This window comes from Actinoplanes hulinensis (assembly GCF_019429605.1).
Lineage (GTDB): Bacteria > Actinomycetota > Actinomycetes > Mycobacteriales > Micromonosporaceae > Actinoplanes > Actinoplanes campanulatus.
Genome location: NZ_JAHXZI010000019.1, coordinates 25,118 through 44,215, shown reverse-complemented (window position 1 = coordinate 44,215; position 19,098 = coordinate 25,118). Strand labels below are relative to the sequence as shown.

Here is a 19,098-nt window from a genome sequence, read left to right as displayed (position 1 = left end):
AGGTCCGTTGACCGAGCTGCCGTCGGACGCCCTGCGTTCCCTCGTCGACACCTTCACGATCGGCGAACCCCAGTACGTCTCACCCCGGCAGAGGTACCTGGAATCGGACGCGCGCAGCGAGTTCATCGACCCGCTGCTACGCGAGCTGGGCTGGGATGTGGAGAACCGGGCCGGCCTGGCCCCGTCCGTCAAGGACGTCGTCCGGGAGCAGAGCCGCCAGTCCGCCACCGGCAAGCCCGACTACACGCTGCGACGGAAGGGGACAGGCGTCCTCTACGTGGAGGCGAAGAAGCCGTCGGTGGACATCACGGCGGACATGGCGAGCGTCTTCCAAGCGCGGGCGTACGGCTACACGGCCGGCCACCCGATCGTGGTGCTGACCAACTTCCGTGACCTCGTCGTCTACGACACCACCGTGCCGGCCGCGGAGACCGACGGCCCGACCGTGTGCCGGCTGCACCACTGGCGTCACCTCGACTTCGTCGACGACTGGGTCGGCATCCGTTCGGTCCTGAGTCGCGACGCGGTGCTGGACCCGACGTGGTCGACCCGGTTCGGCGTCGCCGGCGCCCAGCGGGTGCCCGCGGACGAGGCGTTCGTGGACCAGCTGAACCGGTGGCGTGTCGCCCTCGGTGACGACATCGTCAGCCGCCGTCCGGACATCACGGTCCCGCTCCTGAACGATCTGGTGCAGCGCCTGCTGAACCGGCTGATCTTCGTGCGCATGTGCGAGGACCGCGGCATCGAGGGCGCCGAGGTCCTGCGGACGGCGTTCAGCGGGCAGCAGACCGATATCGCCCAGCTGTTCAGCAGGCTGGACAAGCGATACAACACGGGCCTGTTCCAGCCCTCGCCGGCGGACCGGGATCCTTCCCTCCAGGTCGACAGTGGCCTGCTGCGCGCCATCGTCGAGAACCTGTACGCGCCGTACTCACCGTTCAGCTTCGCCGTGCTGGACGCGACTTTCCTCGGCCTGGTCTACGAGGCGTCACTGGCCGAGCACCTGACGATCGACCGGACCGGCGCCCCGCGCGTCACACTGAACAAGAAACTGGAGTACGCGCGGCGCGAGGTGGTCACCACCCCCGAGGACGTGGTCGCCACGGTCGTCCGGGACGCGGTCGCCGGGCTACCGCCGGAGAACACCGAGCCGAAGGTCCTGGATTTCGCCACCGGATCGGGCCGGTTCCTGCTGCACGCCTTCGACGTCCTGGCCGACCGGCATGCCCGGCGGCTGGCCGAGGCCCGTTCGACGAAGGTCTACAAGACCGGCGACGACGAGTGGCGTCTGCACTTCACCGAGAAGCGGCGCTTCCTCGCGGAGAACTTCTACGGCATCGACGTCGACTACAACGCCGTCGAAATCGCCCGGTTCGGTCTGCTGGTGCGCCTGCTGGAGGACGAGTCCAGTGCCTCGCTTCCCTCCGGCGACCGGATACTGCCTGACCTGACCGGCAACATCGTGCACGGCAACACGCTGGTCCGGGAGCTGCCCGGCGCCACCGAGGAGCAGCTGGCGCACACCCGGCCGCTCAACCTCGGGGACCACCGGCTGCCGGCCGCGTTCGACCTGATCGTCGGCAACCCTCCGTACATGAAGACGGAGGACATGCGCGCCTTCGATCGGCCGGAGTTCGAGTACCTACGGCTCAACTATCGCCTGCTGCACAAGCAGTTCGACAAGTACTTCGCCTTCGTCGAGTTCGGGCTGGACCGGCTGCGCCCGGGCGGCTGCCTGGGCGTGGTGATCCCGAACAAGTGGATGACCCTGGTGACCGGGGAGAAGCTGCGGGAACGCCTGCGGGACGACGTTCGCCCGGTCCGGCTGGCCAATTTCCGCAACGCGCAGATCTTCCCTGGTAAGTCGATCTACGTGTGCGCCCTGGTCGCGCGGCGCGGCCACCGGGACGGCTTCGTCTACAGCGAGCCCGGCTCGCTCGGGGAGTACGCGGGACCGTCCCCGAACGGCATCCTGGTCACCGACAGTCTGCTGCCGGCCGACCCGTGCGCCGCGTGGGTGCTGCCCGCGGACGAACGGGAGGCTCGCGTGCTGGCCGCGCTCCGGGGCCGGTCGAGGCCGCTCGCCGAGCTGGCCGACGCCCGCAACGGCGTGCAGACCAGCCGGAACAAGGTGTACGTGCTGGACCGCCCGGTGGTGAAGAACGACCTGGTGAGCTTCATCAAGGACGGCCGGACCTGGACGGTCGAGGTCGGCATCACCCGCCCCTACCTGGAGGACTCGCGCACCGTCCGGTCCTACCACGCGGTGCGCTCCGACGCCCGGATCATCTTCCCGTACCGGGGGCTCGACCTCATCCCGGTCGCGGAGATGCGGTCCGTGTACCCGTTGGCCTGGGAGTATCTGTCGGCGCAGAGCGAGAGCATGCGCGGGCGGGACATGGACGAGCGCACCCGTCAGCAGTCCTTCTACGCGTACGGCCGTAAACAGGCCACCGACTACTGCACCCAGTCCCCGAAGATCATCTATTCGGTGAACCAGAAGGGCGACAAGTACGGGCTGGACGAGACCGGTGTCGTCTACTCCTCGGGCGGCACGGCCGGCGAGGTGGCCCTCTATCCGCGGGACACCGGTGTCTCGCTGGACTTCCTCCTCGCCTTGCTCGATCAGCCGCCGGTCGAGTTCTTCCTGCGTAAGCGTGGCAGCCCGTTCCGTGGCGGCTATTTCGCCCGGGGCACCGACGTGATCCCGGACGTACCGGTCCCGGCTCTGGACCTGACCGATCCGGCGGATCGCGCCTTCCACGACTCGGTGACGGCCGAGATGGCCCATCTCCGGAAACTGCATCGCGAGCTGGCCGAGTCCGACGATCGCGAGCGCACCGCGATCATCGGGAGGATCGCCGCCGGCAAACGCCGGATGGATCAGTTCTTCCTGGCCCGATGGGGTCTGACCGAGGCGGACGTCACCTGATCCTTCCGGCGGGAGACCGGGTACCGGTCTCCCGCCGGGACGAGATCAGGCCCTGGCCCACTTCTGGTTGGCGGTGCCGCCGCAGTCCCAGAGCGAGAGCTGGGCGCCGTTGGCGTTGTTCCATCCGGTGATGTCGACGCACCGGTTCGCCGAGATGTTCACCAGGTCGCCGGCGGCCGACAGGGTGAACCGCTGGACCGGATTGCCGTTGCAGGTGACCAGCTGGATCGGGGTGCCGTTGGCCAGCGCGCCGCCGGCCGGGTCCATGCACTTGCCCATGGCGCGCAGGGTGCCGTCACTCGCGAAGGTCCACTGCTGGGCGGCGGAGCCGTTGCAGTCGTACATCTGGAGCCGCGCGCCGTCGACGGCGTTGGCGCCGGGGATGTCGATGCAGCGGCCGTTGAAGTTGCTCTTCAGCGCGTTGCCGGTGGCCGGCGGCGGCGTGGTCGAGTCGTTCCAGGCCGAGACGCGCACGTAGTCGACCAGCATGGTCTGCGGGAACGAGGTGCTCGCGTCCGGGCTGCCCGGCCAGTTACCGCCGACCGCGACGTTCAGGATCATGAAGAACGGGTGGTCGAAGACCCACTGGCGGCCGCCGAGCGAGGCCGGGGTGACGCGGAAGTACTCGGCGCCGTCCAGGTACCAGACGATCAGATTCGGAGACCATTCGACCGCGTACGAGTGGAAGGCGTCGCCGAGCGGGGCGCCCAGGGTGCGGCTGCCCCCGATGGCGGCGCCGCCGGAGTAGCCGGGCCCGTGGACGGTGCCGTAGAGCTTGTTCGGCTCCTTGCCGACGTTCTCCATGATGTCGATCTCGCCGGACTGCGGCCAGCCGACGCTGCCCAGGTTGTCGCCGAGCATCCAGAACGCGGGCCAGATGCCCTGCCCCTTCGGGACCTTGATGCCGGCCTCGAACCGGCCGTATTTCTGTGTGAACTTTCCGGACGTGAGGATCCGGCCCGACGTGTACTGACAGGTGCCGTACCAGCACTGGTAGTTGGCCGGGTTCTCCTTACGCGCGGTGATCGCCAGGTGACCCTGGCCGTCCTGGCGGACGTTGCTGGTGGAGTTGGTGTAGTACTGCAACTCGCTGTTGCCGAAACCGCCACCGCCGACGTCGAAGTTCCACTTCGATCCGTCGATCGCCGCGCCGGCCGCGCCGTTGAACTCATCTGACCAGGTCACCGGGCCGATGGCGGCGTCCGCCGTGTCTCCGCGTGACGTGATGGTCAGCGTTCCGGCGAGGGTGAGCGCGACGGTCGCCGCGCCGAGGAGGGCTCGTAACTTTTGCATGGGGATCCTCCGGGGGAGAGGGAACCTGAACCTTATTTGTAACAATCTTTAAAGTTCGATAGCCGCCAGTCAATGACGACGGGTTCCGGAACCGCCGGATAACAGGAAACGCACAGCGACCTTCGGTGAACCATCGACCGGCCCGTGCCGTGGAATCTCTCAGATAAGGTGTCACCCGCCGCATCGCCCACATCGAGGTTGGAGACAGGGTTGCCAAAGTCCGCGAAGCGCCGCACACCCCTGTGGGCGCGGCTGTGCGCCAGTGCCGGCTGCGCACTCATGGTCGTCAGCGGAGGGACCATGGTCGGCGGCCAGGCCCTGGTCGCCAAGTACACCGGTGGTATCACCAACAACGACCTGCTCGACAACGGTGCGGCGCAGGCGGCGCCGGCCGACAAGGAGATCAAGGGCCCGCTGACGATCCTGCTGGTCGGCATCGACCCGCGGAAGTCCTCGACGCCGCCGCTGTCCGACTCGATCCTGATCGCGCACATCCCCGCGGACATGAGCACGGCCTACCTGTTCTCCATGCCCCGCGACCTGTACGTGGACATCCCGGGCGACTCGAAGTCCGGCGTCCGCGCGCACAGCGGGAAGATCAACTCGGCGATGGCGCTGGGCAGCCAGGTGAACGGCAAGATCGACGTCGTGAACGGCTTCCAGCTGCTCTCCAAGACGGTCCGCAACTACACCGGCATCGACAAGTTCGACGCCGCGGCGATCATCAACTTCGGCGGCTTCAAGAAGATGGTCGAGGCGCTCGGCGGCGTCTCCATGGTCATCGACATGGACGTGAAGTCGGAGCACCTGACGCCCGAGGGCAAGCAGCGGCCGCGCAAGTCGAGCTGCCCGGTCACCAGTGACTGCCCGCACCCGTACACGGGACCGCAGGCGTACTACAAGAAGAGCACCAAGCCGGTCCGGCTCCAGCCGTGGCAGGCGCTCGACTACGTGCGGCAGCGCTACCCCAACGCCGGCGTCCCGATGAGCGACTACGACCGGCAGCGTCACCAGCAGCAGTTCATCAAGGCCATGGCCAAGGAGGCGATGAGCAAGAGCGTCATCACCGACGTCAAGAAGCTCACCAAGATCCTGGACGCGGCCGGCGAATCGCTGACCTTCGCGGGCGGCGGCAGCGACCCGCTCGAGTGGGCGTTCGCGCTCAAGGGCCTCAACGTCGACGACATGACCACGATCAAGCTGCCCGGTGGCGGCAAGTTCGAGTCCGACGGCGACTACCTGGGCGAGGAGTTCCGGCCGGCGACGACCGCCGAGGACTTCTTCAAGGCCGTCCGGGAGGACCGGGTCGCCTCGTTCCTGCTGGACAACCCCGGCCTGGTGAACAAGGACAGCTGACCCACGGCCACCAATTGCATCGATATGTTTCCCTGTGTGATGCCGGGGTACGGCTATCACGAGGTGAACCCTATGCGACGATCCACCAGATTTGGAACCGTCCTCTTCACGTCCCTGCTCGGTAGCCTGATCGTGACGGCGCCCGCGGAGGCCGCCGCAGCCGGTAAGGCCCGGGTCTCCGGGACCCGGGTGCTGTACACCGCCGCGAAGGGCGCGCAGAACCGGGTCGTGGTGACCCGGACCGGCAACAGGATCACGGTCGACGACCGGGTCGCGATCAAGGCCGGCGCCGGCTGCAAGGCCGTCAAGGGCGACCGGACCAGGGTCGTCTGCCGCACCGCGGCCGCGCCGACCCGGATCCGGATCGCCACCGGCGACCGGGTCGACACGATCGTCAACCGGACCGGCCTCGGCATGACCGCCGACGGCGGGACCGGCGGCGACACGATCAGCGGCGGGCCGGGCGCGGACATCCTCCGCGGCGGTTCCGGCAGCGACCGGCTCTACGGATACGGCGGCAGCGACATCTTCTACGGCGGCACCGGCGCCGACCGGGTGAACGGCGGCGGCGGCCAGGACTTCATCCGCGGCCAGTCCGGCGACGACGTCCTTCTCGGGGCCGGCGGTGACGACTTCCTTGCCGGCGAACTGGGTGCCGACCGGCTCGACGGCGGCAGCGGCAACGACTCGCTCCGTGGCGACGACCCGGGCCTGGGCCGGGTGGCCGCCGATGTGCTGCGCGGTGGGCCGGGCCGCGACTCGGCCGTCTACGCGACCTACCTCAACACCGTCACGGTCGACCTCGACGGCTCGGCCCGCGACGACGGCCAGGCCGGCGAGCACGATACGGTCGGCGCCGACGTGGAGGACATCTACAGCGGCTACGGCAACGACCGGCTGACCGGCAACGCCTCCGCCAACCGGTTCGACGGCGGCATGGGAGACGACGTGCTTCGCGGCGGCGCCGGCGACGACCTGCTGATCGGCCTGGACGGCCGCGACAGCATCTACGGCGAAGCCGGCGACGACGAGATCGGCGACTTGGACGTGGACGGCGACCTGCTGGACGGCGGCGCCCACGCCACCCTCGGCGACCGGTGCGTGGTCTCCGGCCCGGACACCACGGTCGGCTGCGAGCGCTGACGAAACAGGGGGAAGCGGCCGTGGCCGCTTCCCCCTGTTCCTAGCCTTCGTCAACGCTCGCAGTTGACCCGGCTGTCGTCGTCACCGGGCGTCACGCAGGTGTCGCCGGCCGTGCCGTTGTCGCCGCCGTCCACGAGGTCGACGTCGTCGTCGTGCCCGGCGTCCAGGTGGTCGTCGCCGCCCCGGCCGTAGATCTGGTCGGCGCCGTTGAAGCCGATCAGCGTGTCGGCGCCGCTGGTGCCGTAGAGCCGGTCGTCGCCGTCACCGCCGAACAGTGTCTCGGCGCTGACGATGGTGTCGCCCTCACCGCTGCGGCCGTCGTCCCCGCGCACCCCGTCGGAGTCGGCGCTGATCCCCTCCGTCCGGCGGACGTAGTAGACCCCGTCGGTGCCGTTGCCGGCGGAGAGCCAGTCCGCGTCCGAGGCGGTGGTTTCCCGGCCCTGGACGTGCACGTCGTCGCCGTCGCCGCCGTACTCCCGGTCGTTGCCGGTGCCGCCGTCCAGGATGTCGTCACCGGCGCCGGCCACGAGCAGGTCGTAGCCACTGTCGCCGGAGATCTGGTCGGCGCCGCCCTGGCCGTAGAGACGGTCCGCGCCGGTTCCGCCGTGGAGCTGGTCGCTCCCGGTGCCGCCGATCAGGGTGTCCTTCCCAGAGCTGCCCAGGGCCAACAGCGGCACGTTGCTGCGGTTGGTGACCCGGTCGTCGCCGGAGCCGAGGAACACGCTCACGCCGAGGATCGCCTTGGGCGTGCACCGGACCCTGGTCCTGTCGCCCTTTACCGCCTTGCAGCCCTTGCCGGCCCGGACGGTGACCCGGTCGTCGATGGTGACCGTGCGGCCGGATCGGGTGACCACGACGGTGTTCCGCCGGCCCGGCCCGGCGTTGTAAACGATCTGCCCGGGGTCGCCCGGCTCGGCGTACCGCACGTACACCTGGCCGGTGGTCGCGGCCTGCGCCGGCGCGGCGAGCACACCGACCGCGGCCGTGGTGCCCGCCAGAGCCGCTCCGACCCTGCTCAGCCATGTGGTCCCGGACATCCGCGCCCCCTTTGAAGATCGTGCACGGATGGTAGAGCACCGCTGCCGCACGGTGAGGTATTCAGATTTAAGGATGTTTAAGGTCGCCACACTCTTTACTTTTACTGTTAACAGTCCTAAAGATTGGAGAATCCCCAGATCACTCGAAAGGACGCCGATGAAGCGCTCCCGATCGGTAATCCTCGCTACGGTCACGGCGCTGGTCGCCGGTGGCGCGGCGACCTGGTTCTCGGGCGAGGCCTCGGCCGCCGCGGCCTGTGCGCCCGCGTGGAGTCCGACCGCCGTGTACGTCAACGGCAACGTGGTCTCGCAGAACAGCCACAACTACACGGCCAAGTGGTGGACGCAGAACGAGTCGCCGGCCGTCCGCAGTGGTCAGTGGGACGTCTGGGCGGACAACGGCGTCTGTGGGGGCGGCACCACGCCGCCCACGACGACGCCGCCGACCACCACCCCGCCCACCACGACGCCACCCACCACCACCCCGCCGACGACCACTCCCCCCACCACGACCCCGCCCAACGGCCCGCTGCCGAAACACTTCCTCACCGGCTACTGGCAGAACTTCGACAACGGCGCCGCGCCGCTCAAGCTCGCCGACGTCCCGGCCACGTACGACCTGATCGCGGTCGCCTTCGCGGACGCCACCGCCACCCAGGGCGCGGTCACCTTCAACCTCGACCCGGGCCTGGCCACCGCGGTCGGCGGCTACACCACCGCCCAGTTCAAGGCGGACATCGCCACCCTGCACTCGCGCGGCAAGAAGGTGGTCATCTCGGTCGGCGGTGAGAAGGGCACGGTCGCCGTCAACAGCGCGACCGCGGCCACCGCGTTCGCCGACTCGGTCCACTCGCTGATCCAGACGTACGGGTTCGACGGCGTCGACATCGACCTGGAGAACGGGCTCAACCCGACCTACATGGCGAGCGCGCTGCGCAGCCTGCGGGCCAAGGCCGGCGCCAACCTGATCATCACGATGGCGCCGCAGACCATCGACATGCAGAACCCGCAGTCGTCGTACTTCAAGCTGGCGCTCGACATCAAGGACATCCTGACCGTCGTCTTCACCCAGTACTACAACTCCGGTTCGATGCTGGGCTGCGACAACAACGCCGCGTACAGCCAGGGCACGGTCAACTTCCTGACCGCGCTGGCCTGCATCCCGCTCCAGAACGGGCTGCGCCCGGACCAGATCGCCCTCGGCCTGCCGGCCAGCACCCGGGCCGCCGGTGGCGGTTACGTCGCCCCGTCGGTCGTCAACAACGCCCTGGACTGCCTGGCCAAGGCCACCAACTGCGGCACCTTCAAGCCGCCGGCCACCTACCCGGGCATCCGCGGCGCGATGACCTGGTCGATCAACTGGGACGTGACCAACGGCAACGCCTGGGCCAACACCATCGACCCGCACCTCGCCACCCTCCCCTGAACGGGAATCCCCATGAAGCTGAGCAGGAAAATCGCACTCGTGACATCGGTCGGGGCGGTCGGCGCGGCCGCCGCGATCCTCCCGATGGCCACCTCGAACGCGGCCGTCGCTTGCGCCCCGTCGTGGAGCGCCTCCGCGGTCTACGTGAAGGACAACGTGGCCTCGCAGAGCGGCCACAACTACACCGCCAAGTGGTGGACCCAGAACGAGTCGCCGGCCACCAACAGCAGCCAGTGGGCGGTCTGGATCGACAACGGCGTCTGCGGGGGCACCACCAACCCGACCACGCCGCCGACGACCAACCCCACCACCAACCCCACGACACCCCCGGCGACCGGTACGAAGATGGCCGCCGCCCCGTACATCTACCCGGGCTGGGGTAACCCGCCGGCCCCGTCCACGGTCGTCAACGCCACCGGGATCAAGGCGTTCACCATGGCGTTCGTCCTGGCCAGCAACGGCTGCAACCCGGCGTGGGACGGCTCGAGCGGACTCACCGGCGGCGCGCACGCCAGCACCATCGCGGCGATCCGGGCGGCCGGCGCCGACGTGGTGCCGTCGATCGGCGGCTGGAGCGGCAACAAGCTCGGCCCGAACTGCTCCACCCCGGAGGCGCTCGCCGGCGCGTACCAGAAGGTGATCGACACCTTCCAGCTCAAGGCGATCGACGTCGACATCGAGAACACCGACGAGTTCGAGAACTACGTGGTGGCCGACCGGATCGTGGACGCGCTGAGGATCGTCAAGCAGCGCAACCCGGGCGTGAAGACCATCCTCACCTTCGGCACCTCGACGACCGGCCCGAACGCGCACGGCGTACGGCTGATCCAGCAGGCCAAGGCCAAGGGTGCGAACATCGACATCTTCACCCAGATGCCGTTCGACTTCAGCGGGCACTCCGACATGTACGCCGCGACGGTCGGCGCCACCGAGGGCCTGAAGAACGTGCTCAAGTCGACGTTCGGCTACACCGACGCGCAGGCCTACTCGCACATGGGCATCTCCGGCATGAACGGTCTCTCCGACCAGCAGGAGGTCACCTCGGTGGAGACCTGGACCCGGATCCGTGACTACGCCACGAGCAAGGGCCTGGCCCGCTTCGCGTTCTGGGCGGTCAACCGGGACCGCGGCTGCGCCGGCGGCGGCGTGGTCAGCAACTGCTCCGGCATCGCCCAGGCGGACTGGGCGTTCACCAGGGTGAGCGCCGGGTTCTGAGGCAACAACGGCTGAGGGCCGGCATCCCGTACGGGATGCCGGCCCTCGTCGTTCCTGTCACTCGCAGTTGACCAGGGTGTCCGGGTCGCTGTTGAGCACGCAGTCGTCGGTGCCGGGGCCGCCGTCCAGGGAATCGACCGTCCCGTCCTGCGCACCGTCGAGGTGGTCGTCACCGGCGTCGCCGAAGAGCTGGTCGGCGCCGGGGCCACCGAACAGCACCTCATTTCCGCGACCACCGCGGATGACGTCGTCGCCCGCGCCGCCGTCGAGCCGGTTCACACCGGCGTAGTCCTCGATCAGGTCGTCGCCGCCGTTGCCGAGGATCACGTCGTTGCCGGCCAGCCCGGACAGGTGGTCGGCGCCGGCCGTGCCGGAGAGCCGGTCGTCGCCGAGGCCGCCGACGATGTACTCGGCGCTGATGATGGTGTCGCCCTCGCCGCTGCGGCCGTCGTCGCCGGTCACCCCGTCGGCGTCGGCGCTGAGCGCCTTCTGCCGGCCGGAGTAGGAGACCATGTCCGACCCGGCGCCACCGGAGAGCCGGTCCGCGTCCGTCGCGGTGGTCTCGTTGCCCTGGCTGAGGGTGTCGTCGCCGTCCCCGCCGTACTCCAGGTCGTTGCCGTTGCCGCCGTTGAGGTAGTCGTTTCCGGCGCCGGCCACGAGCGTGTCGTGCCCGGTGTCCCCGACCAGGAAGTCGTCACCGCCGTTGCTGTAGAGACGGTCCGATCCGGTGCCCCCGAACAGCGAGTCCGGCCCGGTGCCGCCGACCATGGTGTCCCGACCGGGTCCGGCCTTGACGAAGATGCCCAGGCCACTCGTGTCGGTGATGCGGTCGTCGCCCGAGCCGAGGGTGAAGGAGAGCCCGCCGAGGTCCGCCGGGATGGCGCAGCGGACCCGGGTCCGGTCACCCTTGACCGCCTTGCAGCCCTTGCCGGCCCGCAGGGTCACCCGGTCGTCGATGGTGAGTGTCTGCCCGGATCGGCTGACCACGACCGAGTTCCGTTTGCCCGAGCCCGCCTTGAAGACCAGGTAGGGCGCCTCGGCGGCCTTGCTGTAGGTCACCGACACGATGCCGGTGGAGGCGGCCTGGGCGGGCGCCGCGAAGACACCCACCGCCGCCGTGGTGCCGAGCAGAGCCACTCCGGCTCTGCCCAGCGGAGAAAACCTCGACATGTTCGTCCTCCCCCGCCCGAAGATCATTGATCGGGGCCTCGCTCCGGTGAGCCGGTCACTTCTCGCAGTTGACCCGCTCGTCCAGGCGGGTGCCGTTGCACAGGTCCCCGCTGGAGTCGTTGACGCCGCCGTCGAGCAGGTCGGCGACCTGCCTACGGCTGTCCTTGCCGTTCAGCCTGTCGTCGCCGGCACCGCCGTACAGCTTGTCCTTGCCGTTGCCGCCGACGAGCCGGTCGTTGCCGTTCCCGCCGCTCAGGTAGTCGGCGCCCTTCTCACCGCGGAGGACGTCGTTGCCATCGCTGCCGTAGAGGCTGTCGCCGCCGGAGCCGCCGAACAGGCGGTCGTCGCCGGTACGGCCGTTGAGGGTGTCCGTGCCGGCCCCTCCCCAGATGCTGTCGTTGCCGCCCCCGCCGTCGATGTCGTCGTTGCCGGCCTGTCCGGAGAGCCGGTCCCGGTTCGTGCCGCCGAGGATGCGGTCATCACCGGTTCCGCCGTACACGGTCGTCGGCACGTCCGAGTCGTTGACGATCTCGTCGTTCTGGTCGTAGGCCCAGACGGTGACCCGTTCCGGCGTCTCCGCCGTCGTGCAGTACACCGCCCGCTTGTCAGTCTCGTCCGCCTCGCAGCCCTTGCCCGCCTTGAGCGGGGCGAATTCGTCCCAGATCGTGATCCGGTTCCCTGAGCGGAGCACCACCACCCGGCTCTGCTGGCCGGTCGCCGCCTTGAACTGAACCTTGCTCGCGGACGTCACCGAGACCACGCCGACGGCGGCGGCCTGCGCGGGGGCGGTGAAAGCGGTGGCCGAGAGGGCGGCGATCAGGCCGGCCGTGGCGAGGCGCGGAATAGAGGGCATGGCTTCCTTTCCAAGATCGATCAATGTCATGGGTCGGCACGGTACCGACCGCGAGCAACCACCGTTATCGATCCGTGATCAGAATCCGCGAACCACTCCCGCCGGGCCCGCATCGCACCAGATGACCGAGCGACAGCGAGCACAACGGGGGAATCCGATGAACATCTTCAACCGCAAGGCCCTGGCCCTCATCGGCGCGACGGCGACGGCCGTGGCCACCAGCGCCCTCTTCGCCTCCGCGGCACAGGCCGCCACCGTCGGCAAGGCCGAGGTGGTGGGCGTGCACAAGAGCATCGTCAGGTTCACCGCCGGCGCCGGGCAGGCGAACTCCCTGACCATCACCATCTCCGGCCGGACCGTCACCCTCGACGACAAGGTCGCGATCAAGGCCGGCAAGGGCTGCAAGACGGTCAAGGGCGACAAGACCAAGGTCAAGTGCACCACTTCCCGTACGCCCACCGAGTTCAGCATCCTGCTCGGCGACCGGACCGACCGGGTCTACAACCGCACCGGCGTCTTCATGGCGGCCGACGGCGGCACCGGCAACGACGTCCTGAGCGGCGGCTCGGCCAGGGACCTGCTGATCGGCGGTACCGGCAAGGACAGGCTGAGCGGCAACGGCGGCAACGACTCGATCGACGGCGAGGCGGGCAACGACCGCCTCTTCGGCGGCGCCGGCAAGGACTGGCTGCACGGCGGCGACGGCGACGACACCCTCACCGGTGGCGCCGGCAAGGACGAGCTCATCGGTGGCCCCGGAGTCGACCGGATCACCCAGTAAGGCCGTTCGCCGTACCCCGTGATCTGGATTTTGTAGTGTGATCACGGGGTACGGAAGGTGATCTTGTCCCCGATCGAGATTCTGGCGGCCAACGAGGTCCTGCTCTGCGCGATCGTCCTCGGCCTCGGACATCTCCTCGGCAATCTCCGGATCCGTGGCATCGCTCTCGGCGTCGCCGCGGTCTTCTTCGTCGGTCTCGGCATCGGCGCGCTGGACGATCGGCTGCGGCTGCCGGACTTCGCCGACGAGTTCGGCCTGGCCCTGTTCGTCTACCTGATCGGGCTCGCCAGCGCCCCGACCTTCTTCGCGGCGCTGCGCCGGCGCGGTCTGCGCGACAACGCCTTCGTCGCCGCGGTCCTCACCGTCGCGGCGCTGACCGCGGTCGTCGCCGCGGCCGCCTTCCACCTGAATCCCGCCACCGCCGCCGGCGTCTTCGCGGGCGCGCTGGTCAACGTGCCGGCGCTGGGCAGCGCCCAGGAGGCGCTACGCGCCATCGACCCGGCCGAGGGGGGACGGCTCGCCAGCGACGCGGCGGTCGGCATGAGCCTCACCTACGGGTACGGCGTGATCGCCATGATCGGCGCCCTGATCACCTACATGATCTTCGTCCGGGTCGACTTCGGGCGTGAGGCCGCCGAGAACACCCGCCTCGCGCCCGCCCCGAAGAAGCTGGTCGAACGCACCCTGCTCGTCACCCGGGGCGCCGGCACCGGCATCCGCGACCTCACCGACCAGCTCGCCCAGGACGGCGAGGCCCTTCTGGTACGGCTACGGCGCGGCGACCTGATGCACCTGGCCGCGACCGTACCCACCCTGCGTGAAGGCGACCTGCTGTCGGTCGTCGGCACCCGCGACGCCACCCGGGACCTCGTCGCCCGGCTCGGCGAGAACGTCAAACCGGCGCTGTCGCTGGACCGCGGCACCCTCGACTTCCGCCGGATCACCGTCTCCGACCCGTCCCTGGCCGGCATGGCCGTCGCCGAGCTCGACCTGCCGCGCCGTCACCACGCGCTGATCACCCGGGTACGGCGGGGCGACCACGACCTCATCGCGACCCCCGCCACCCGGCTGCAACTCGGCGACCGGGTCCGGGTGGTCGCCGACCGGGACCGCATGCCGGAGGTGACGGCGCTGCTCGGCGACTCCGATCAGTCGCTTACCCGGGTCGACTTCACCGGCCTCACCCTCGGCCTCGCGCTGGGCCTTCTCCTGGGCACCATCGCGATACCGCTCACCGGTAACGCCACCCTGCGCCTGGGCCTGGCCGGGGGCCCGCTCATCGCCGGGCTGGTCCTGGGCCGCGCCGGACGGACCGGCCCGATCACCTGGCACCAGCCCCGCTCCACGATCCTGGTGCTGCGCCAGTTGGGCGTGGCGCTGTTCTTCGCGGGAGTCGGCCTGAAATCCGGCGGCGTGCTCGTACGCGGCTTCTCCGACGGCGACGCCTGGAAGATCGTCGCCGCCGGCGCCCTGGTCGCGGCCGGCACCGCCGTCGTCTGCATCGTCGGCGGCCGGATCCTGCGCATGCCCCTCTCCTGGCTGATGGGCGTCATGGCCGGTATCGACACCAACCCCGCCGTGCTCACCTTCGCCGAGGACCGGACCAAGAACGAACTGCCGGCCCTCGCCTACGCCATGGTCTTCCCGATCGCGATGGTCCTGAAGGTCCTCATCGCCCAGCTGATGATCGTGCTGCTCTGAGCGGCGACCCGCTGGTGGGGGCCCGCCAGAGCCGAACCTTGTCGTCCGCGCCGGCGCTGATCACACGTTTGCCGTTCGGGGTGATCCGCACCGACCAGACCGCCCCTTTGTGCCCGGTCAGCGGCACGCCCACGGGCTTCCCGGTCCGGGACTCCCACACCCGTACGGTCCCGTCGTCGCCCCCGGTGGCCAGCAGCCTGCCGTTCGGGCCGAACCGCATCGCCCGCACCGGCCCGGTGTGACCGGCAAGCGGCGCGGCGGCCGGTCGGCGGGTCACCGTGTTCCACAGCTGTACGGTGTTGTCGCCGCCGGACGAGGTGGCCAGGAGCTTCCGTACCCGGCTGAACGTGAGCGCGTAGACCGGCCCGGACGCGCTGATGATCGGCCTGCCCGCCGACTCGCCGGTGGCCGGATTCCACAGCCGCACGACGTTGTTGCCACCGGAGGTGGCGAAGAGCCTGCCGTCGGGGCTGAAGCTCATCGCGTACACCGGGCCCGGCTTCACGGTCAGCACCTCGCTGACGGGCCGGCCGGTGGCGGTCTCCCACAGGCGTACGACATCGCCGGCGCCGGAGGTCGCGAGCCGTTCGCCGTTCTCGCTGAACACGACCGAGTGCACACCGTCGGGGTTGGCGTCGATGGACCGTACCGGTTCCCCGGTTCGATCCCACAGCCGCACCGTGCCGTCGTCACCGGCGGTGGCCATCAGCCGGGCTGGCTTGCTGAACGCCACCGAGCGCACGGGCCCGGCATGGCCGGTCAGCGACGGCCCGGCCGGCTGCCCGGTGGCGGCGTCCCACAGCGAGACGCCGTCATCACCGGCGATCGCCAGCCGCTTGCCGTCGAAGCTGTACGCCACGGAGTGGATCGGTCCGGTATGGCCGGTGATCGTCGCGCCGACCGGCCGCCCGGTCGTCGCGCTCCACTGCCGCACCGTCCCGTGACTCACGGTCGCGAACACCCGCCCGCCGGGGCGCATGGCGATCTCCCCGTCCTCACCGGGCACGACGACGCGCGCTCTGCTCGCCGCGACGGGCTCAGCGCTCAGTGCGGGTGCGGGACCGACGGCGATGAGCGCGAGCAGCCCGATGAGGGCCACCGCGACAGCGCCGACCGAATGGTCACCCCAGGTACTTTCACGATGCCTCTTGGTAGTCACTCCCGAACCGTAGCGACCCCTTGATCAGCCTTCGCGCCGTTTGACCTTTTTACTTCGATCGGGCTTGGCCGTGCCGCCGGGTCACCGGGTCAGCTTCTGCTTCTTGACCTTCGCCTCCGACTGGTTGCCGTCCTTGTCGACGGCGGCGTAGAAGGCGTAAAGCGTGCCCTTCCTGAGGCCCTTGATCTTGACCTGCCAGGTGTTCTTCGCGGTCGGGCGGACCGTGATCGTCCGCGCCTTCCTCAGCGCCTGGTCGAGCGTCTTGGCCTTGATCCACTTCTTGCCGGTGTAGTAGTACCAGGAGCTGCCCCGCTGCTGGATGAAGGCGGTGCCCACCTCTGTCGTCCCCCGGCCCCGGTCACTGACCTTGCCGTTGACGGTGCGCCAGGACGACACGTACGTCGGCTTCTTCGGCCTGGTCAGCGAGATCTGCGGCGGGGTCCCGTCGTACGGGGTGTAGATGCTGCCGATCTCCCGGCCGTAGGCCTCGCCCGCCGCGTTGGTGAGCAGGACTGTCACATACCAGTGCGTCTCGCTCTTGTAGTAGTGCTTGACCTGCGTGGTCGTCCGGCTGACCGTGGTGTCCGTGCCGTCGCCCCACCACACCCGCACCTTGGTGACGTCACTGGGGATGCCGGCCAGGGTGACGACGGCGGGGTCGCCGATGTACACCTCCTTCTTGGCGATCTTGAAGGTGCCGGGCATCCTCACCACGGTGACCGTGGACGTCGCCGCGAAAACGCCGGACGAGGAGTTGCCCGCCCGGTCGGTGAGCCGGACGGTCACGGTGTACGTGCCGGGGTTGAAGAACTGGTGCCGCTCCGACGTCTCGTCGCCGTCCAGGTACGAGAAGCCCCCGTCGCCCCAGTCGATGTACTGACGGATGTCGGCCTGCGCCGTGACGTCGTCGGAGACCTCCAGCGCGGTCAGGGTGGCGCTCTGGCCGTCCCAGAGCTTGGTGAAGTCGAGCTGGTAGCGCCCGGCCGGCGCGGTGACGTCCGGGTCGTCGGCCCTGGCGGGCGCACCGACGGCCAGGGCCGACATGGCGCCTGTCACCACGGTGATCAGCGCGGACAGCGCGCGGTGTCGCAGGGGTCGCATGGTTCTCCCGGGATTGTCACGAAGGGGATGCCGCACCGGCCAGCCGTGCCACGACGTCCCGACGGCGCAGAGTTCGATCAAGATACTCAACCGACATCGATCTATGCGACGGATCGCTCCCGGTTCGTCGTAACGATTAAGTGTCGCCATGCATTAGGATCCCCGAACAGATCGGGAGCCGCCGATGAACGACGGCTCCGGCGAAACGGGGGAAGACGTGACATTCCTGCGCCCGTTGACCGTTCCTACCGCGCTGCTCGCCGGCGTGGCGGGCGCGTTCATGGCCACCGGCCCCGCATCGGCGGACGCCGACGCCGCCAACGTGGTCCTCGAGGTTCTCGCGAAACGCAACATCCTGCCCACGACCGGCTGGTCCAGCGTGGACGTCCAGATCCGCAACGACGGGACACTCCCCGCCGCCGGAGTGACCGTGGCTCTCACGCTGCCGACCGGCCTGCGCCCGTTCAACGACGAGAGCACCAGCGACTGGGAGTGCGACTGGGCCACCCCGGTCATGACGTGCACCCACATCGGCGACCTCGAACCCGGCGAGTCGAAGCGGGTGATGGTCCGCACCGTCGGCGTCGAAGGCGTTCAGGCCGGCGCCGCGCTCCCGGTCAGCGCGACCGCGACGACGACCACGGCGGAGAGCTCGACCGCCGACAACACGGCGACCAGGACCATTCGCATCGTCGCCACCGGAGAGGTCCGCGGCCGCGTCTTCAACGACCTCAACGCCGACGGCGTCCGGCAGACGAGCGAGCCGGCCGTGACCGACGTGGGCCTGTCGATCCGCTCACAGGACGACGACGACAGCTACGGGTTCTCCAACTCCTACAACGGGACGTACCGGTACGACGTACCGAGCAAGCGCTACCGGATCGACACCACCCTGATCCGGAACAACTGGCGGTTCACCACGCCGAACGTCGGCAGTGACGCCACCGACTCCGACCTGCGGATGACCTCCGAGGGGCAGTACCACCAGACCGGTGAGAGCCCGGTGTTCGCGGTGACCGCCGCGACCCCGGCCGTCGTCGACCTGGGCGTGATCGCGGCCTACCGCCCGACCGGGGTCACCCCCGCGTCCGCCCTCCAGGGCACGACACCCGTGGTGCGGCTGACCGGCGACGCGTTCAGCGAGAGCCTGGAGGTCCAGCTCACCCGTGCCGGCTCCGACCCGATCCTCGGCACCGTCTCGAACGTCGCCGCCGACCGCAGGTCGATGGACGTGACGTTCCCGCTGGGCCAGGCCGCGACCGGGGCGTGGACGCTCACCATCGACCGCCAGTACGGCCCGCACGCCGAACTGGCGAACGCCTTCCGCATCACCCTGCCGCCACTGCGGGCCACCACGGTGCCGTCGATCACCGGGACGGTCGCGGTGGGCTCGACGGTGAAGGCCACGACCGGCGCCTGGAGCCCCGCCGCCACGTCCTACACCTATCAGTGGTCGGCGAACGGCACCGCGATCAAGGGCGCGACCGGCGCATCGCTGACGGTTCCGGCGTCCGTGGCCGGCAAGCGGCTGACCGTCAAGGTCACCGCCATCCGGGCCGGCAACGACAACGGGACCGCGGTCTCGGCGGCGACATCGGCGGTGGCGAAGGGCAAGGCCGCCAAGGCGACCAGGAAGCCCAAGATCTCGGGTACGGCGAAGGCCGGCCGGAAGCTGACCGCCAGTGTCGGCTCGTGGTCGCCGAAGGTGGACTCGTACCGGTACGAGTGGCGGGTCAACGGCAAGGTGATCAAGGGCGCGTCCGCCCGTACGCTGAAATTGAAGTCCGCCTGGCGCAACAAGAAGATCACCGTGACGGTGATCGCGGTGAAGGCGGGCTACGCCGACGGCCGTGCCACCAGCAGCGCGGTGAGGGTCCGCTAGCAGCCCGGCCGGTGATCGACGATCACCGGCCGGCCCGTCTTCACCAGGT

General features: G+C 69.5%; 14 protein-coding genes. 8 read left to right on the top strand and 6 right to left on the bottom strand.

Annotated elements, in window-relative coordinates:
• The first annotated feature begins 7 nt into the window (after positions 1 to 7).
• Positions 8 to 2,932: an Eco57I restriction-modification methylase domain-containing protein gene (locus KZ829_RS31495; RefSeq protein WP_220147494.1), complete on the top strand. Its 2,925-nt coding sequence runs from the start codon at positions 8 to 10 to the stop codon at positions 2,930 to 2,932.
• A gap of 45 nt (positions 2,933 to 2,977) precedes the next feature.
• Here the strand turns inward: KZ829_RS31495 and KZ829_RS31490 are convergent, their stop codons facing one another.
• Positions 2,978 to 4,225: a glycoside hydrolase family 16 protein gene (locus KZ829_RS31490; protein WP_220147493.1), complete on the bottom strand. Its 1,248-nt coding sequence runs from the start codon at positions 4,223 to 4,225 to the stop codon at positions 2,978 to 2,980.
• 279 nt (positions 4,226 to 4,504) lie between these two features.
• On the opposite strand from KZ829_RS31490, the gene KZ829_RS31485 reads away from it, so the two are divergent.
• Positions 4,505 to 5,581: an LCP family protein gene (locus KZ829_RS31485; protein ID WP_220147492.1), complete on the top strand. Its 1,077-nt coding sequence runs from the start codon at positions 4,505 to 4,507 to the stop codon at positions 5,579 to 5,581.
• A 72-nt stretch (positions 5,582 to 5,653) separates the two neighbouring features.
• Positions 5,654 to 6,724 (top strand): calcium-binding protein, encoded by a 1,071-nt coding sequence (locus KZ829_RS31480; protein WP_220147491.1) that lies wholly within the window; start codon positions 5,654 to 5,656, stop codon positions 6,722 to 6,724.
• A gap of 50 nt (positions 6,725 to 6,774) precedes the next feature.
• Here the strand turns inward: KZ829_RS31480 and KZ829_RS31475 are convergent, their stop codons facing one another.
• Entirely contained in the window at positions 6,775 to 7,761 is a 987-nt protein-coding gene (locus KZ829_RS31475) for a calcium-binding protein (protein WP_220147490.1), read from the bottom strand.
• A gap of 157 nt (positions 7,762 to 7,918) precedes the next feature.
• Here KZ829_RS31475 and KZ829_RS31470 point away from each other — a divergent pair, with 157 nt between their 5' ends.
• A complete protein-coding gene (locus KZ829_RS31470; RefSeq protein WP_220147489.1) occupies positions 7,919 to 9,187 on the top strand; it encodes a chitinase in 1,269 nt (422 codons plus the stop codon).
• 39 nt (positions 9,188 to 9,226) lie between these two features.
• Positions 9,227 to 10,402 (top strand): glycosyl hydrolase family 18 protein, encoded by a 1,176-nt coding sequence (locus tag KZ829_RS31465; protein ID WP_308285739.1) that lies wholly within the window; start codon positions 9,227 to 9,229, stop codon positions 10,400 to 10,402.
• Between the two features lie 57 nt (positions 10,403 to 10,459).
• On the opposite strand, the gene KZ829_RS31460 is transcribed toward KZ829_RS31465, so the two are convergent.
• Positions 10,460 to 11,572 carry a calcium-binding protein gene (locus KZ829_RS31460; RefSeq protein WP_220147487.1) on the bottom strand — a complete coding sequence of 371 codons (1,113 nt, stop codon included), beginning with the start codon at positions 11,570 to 11,572 and terminating at the stop codon, positions 10,460 to 10,462.
• A 55-nt stretch (positions 11,573 to 11,627) separates the two neighbouring features.
• Entirely contained in the window at positions 11,628 to 12,425 is a 798-nt protein-coding gene (locus KZ829_RS31455) for a calcium-binding protein (RefSeq protein ID WP_220147486.1), read from the bottom strand.
• A gap of 157 nt (positions 12,426 to 12,582) precedes the next feature.
• Between KZ829_RS31455 and KZ829_RS31450 the strand changes: the two genes are divergently transcribed.
• The gene (locus tag KZ829_RS31450; RefSeq protein ID WP_220147485.1) at positions 12,583 to 13,206 is read left to right on the top strand and encodes a calcium-binding protein; all 624 of its coding nucleotides are present in this window, start codon (positions 12,583 to 12,585) and stop codon (positions 13,204 to 13,206) included.
• 57 nt (positions 13,207 to 13,263) lie between these two features.
• On the top strand, positions 13,264 to 14,907 hold the full coding sequence (locus KZ829_RS31445; RefSeq protein WP_220147484.1) for an aspartate:alanine exchanger family transporter: 1,644 nt from the start codon (positions 13,264 to 13,266) through the stop codon (positions 14,905 to 14,907).
• Here the strand turns inward: KZ829_RS31445 and KZ829_RS31440 are convergent.
• Together KZ829_RS31440 and KZ829_RS31435 are read right to left on the bottom strand one after the other, a co-directional pair.
• Positions 14,876 to 16,066: a WD40 repeat domain-containing protein gene (locus KZ829_RS31440; RefSeq protein WP_308285738.1), complete on the bottom strand. Its 1,191-nt coding sequence runs from the start codon at positions 16,064 to 16,066 to the stop codon at positions 14,876 to 14,878. The two genes, KZ829_RS31445 and KZ829_RS31440, sit on opposite strands and share 32 nt — an antisense overlap.
• Positions 16,067 to 16,147: 81 nt before the next feature.
• A complete protein-coding gene (locus KZ829_RS31435; protein WP_220147483.1) occupies positions 16,148 to 17,167 on the bottom strand; it encodes a PKD domain-containing protein in 1,020 nt (339 codons plus the stop codon).
• A gap of 217 nt (positions 17,168 to 17,384) precedes the next feature.
• Between KZ829_RS31435 and KZ829_RS31430 the strand changes: the two genes are divergently transcribed.
• The gene (locus KZ829_RS31430) at positions 17,385 to 19,049 is read left to right on the top strand and encodes an SdrD B-like domain-containing protein (protein ID WP_220147482.1); all 1,665 of its coding nucleotides are present in this window, start codon (positions 17,385 to 17,387) and stop codon (positions 19,047 to 19,049) included.
• Positions 19,050 to 19,098: the final 49 nt, after the last annotated feature.

Excerpts from the sequence above, each read along its gene's own strand:
- KZ829_RS31450 (WP_220147485.1), top strand. The coding sequence starts at position 12,583 with ATGAACATCTTCAACCGCAAGGCCCTGGCCCTCATCGGCGCGACGGCG.
- KZ829_RS31480 (WP_220147491.1), top strand. The coding sequence starts at position 5,654 with ATGCGACGATCCACCAGATTTGGAACCGTCCTCTTCACGTCCCTGCTC.
- KZ829_RS31470 (WP_220147489.1), top strand. The coding sequence starts at position 7,919 with ATGAAGCGCTCCCGATCGGTAATCCTCGCTACGGTCACGGCGCTGGTC.
- KZ829_RS31490 (WP_220147493.1), bottom strand. The coding sequence starts at position 4,225 with ATGCAAAAGTTACGAGCCCTCCTCGGCGCGGCGACCGTCGCGCTCACC.
- KZ829_RS31475 (WP_220147490.1), bottom strand. The coding sequence starts at position 7,761 with ATGTCCGGGACCACATGGCTGAGCAGGGTCGGAGCGGCTCTGGCGGGC.
- KZ829_RS31435 (WP_220147483.1), bottom strand. The coding sequence starts at position 17,167 with ATGCGACCCCTGCGACACCGCGCGCTGTCCGCGCTGATCACCGTGGTG.
- KZ829_RS31460 (WP_220147487.1), bottom strand. The coding sequence starts at position 11,572 with ATGTCGAGGTTTTCTCCGCTGGGCAGAGCCGGAGTGGCTCTGCTCGGC.
- KZ829_RS31485 (WP_220147492.1), top strand. The coding sequence starts at position 4,505 with ATGGTCGTCAGCGGAGGGACCATGGTCGGCGGCCAGGCCCTGGTCGCC.
- KZ829_RS31455 (WP_220147486.1), bottom strand. The coding sequence starts at position 12,425 with ATGCCCTCTATTCCGCGCCTCGCCACGGCCGGCCTGATCGCCGCCCTC.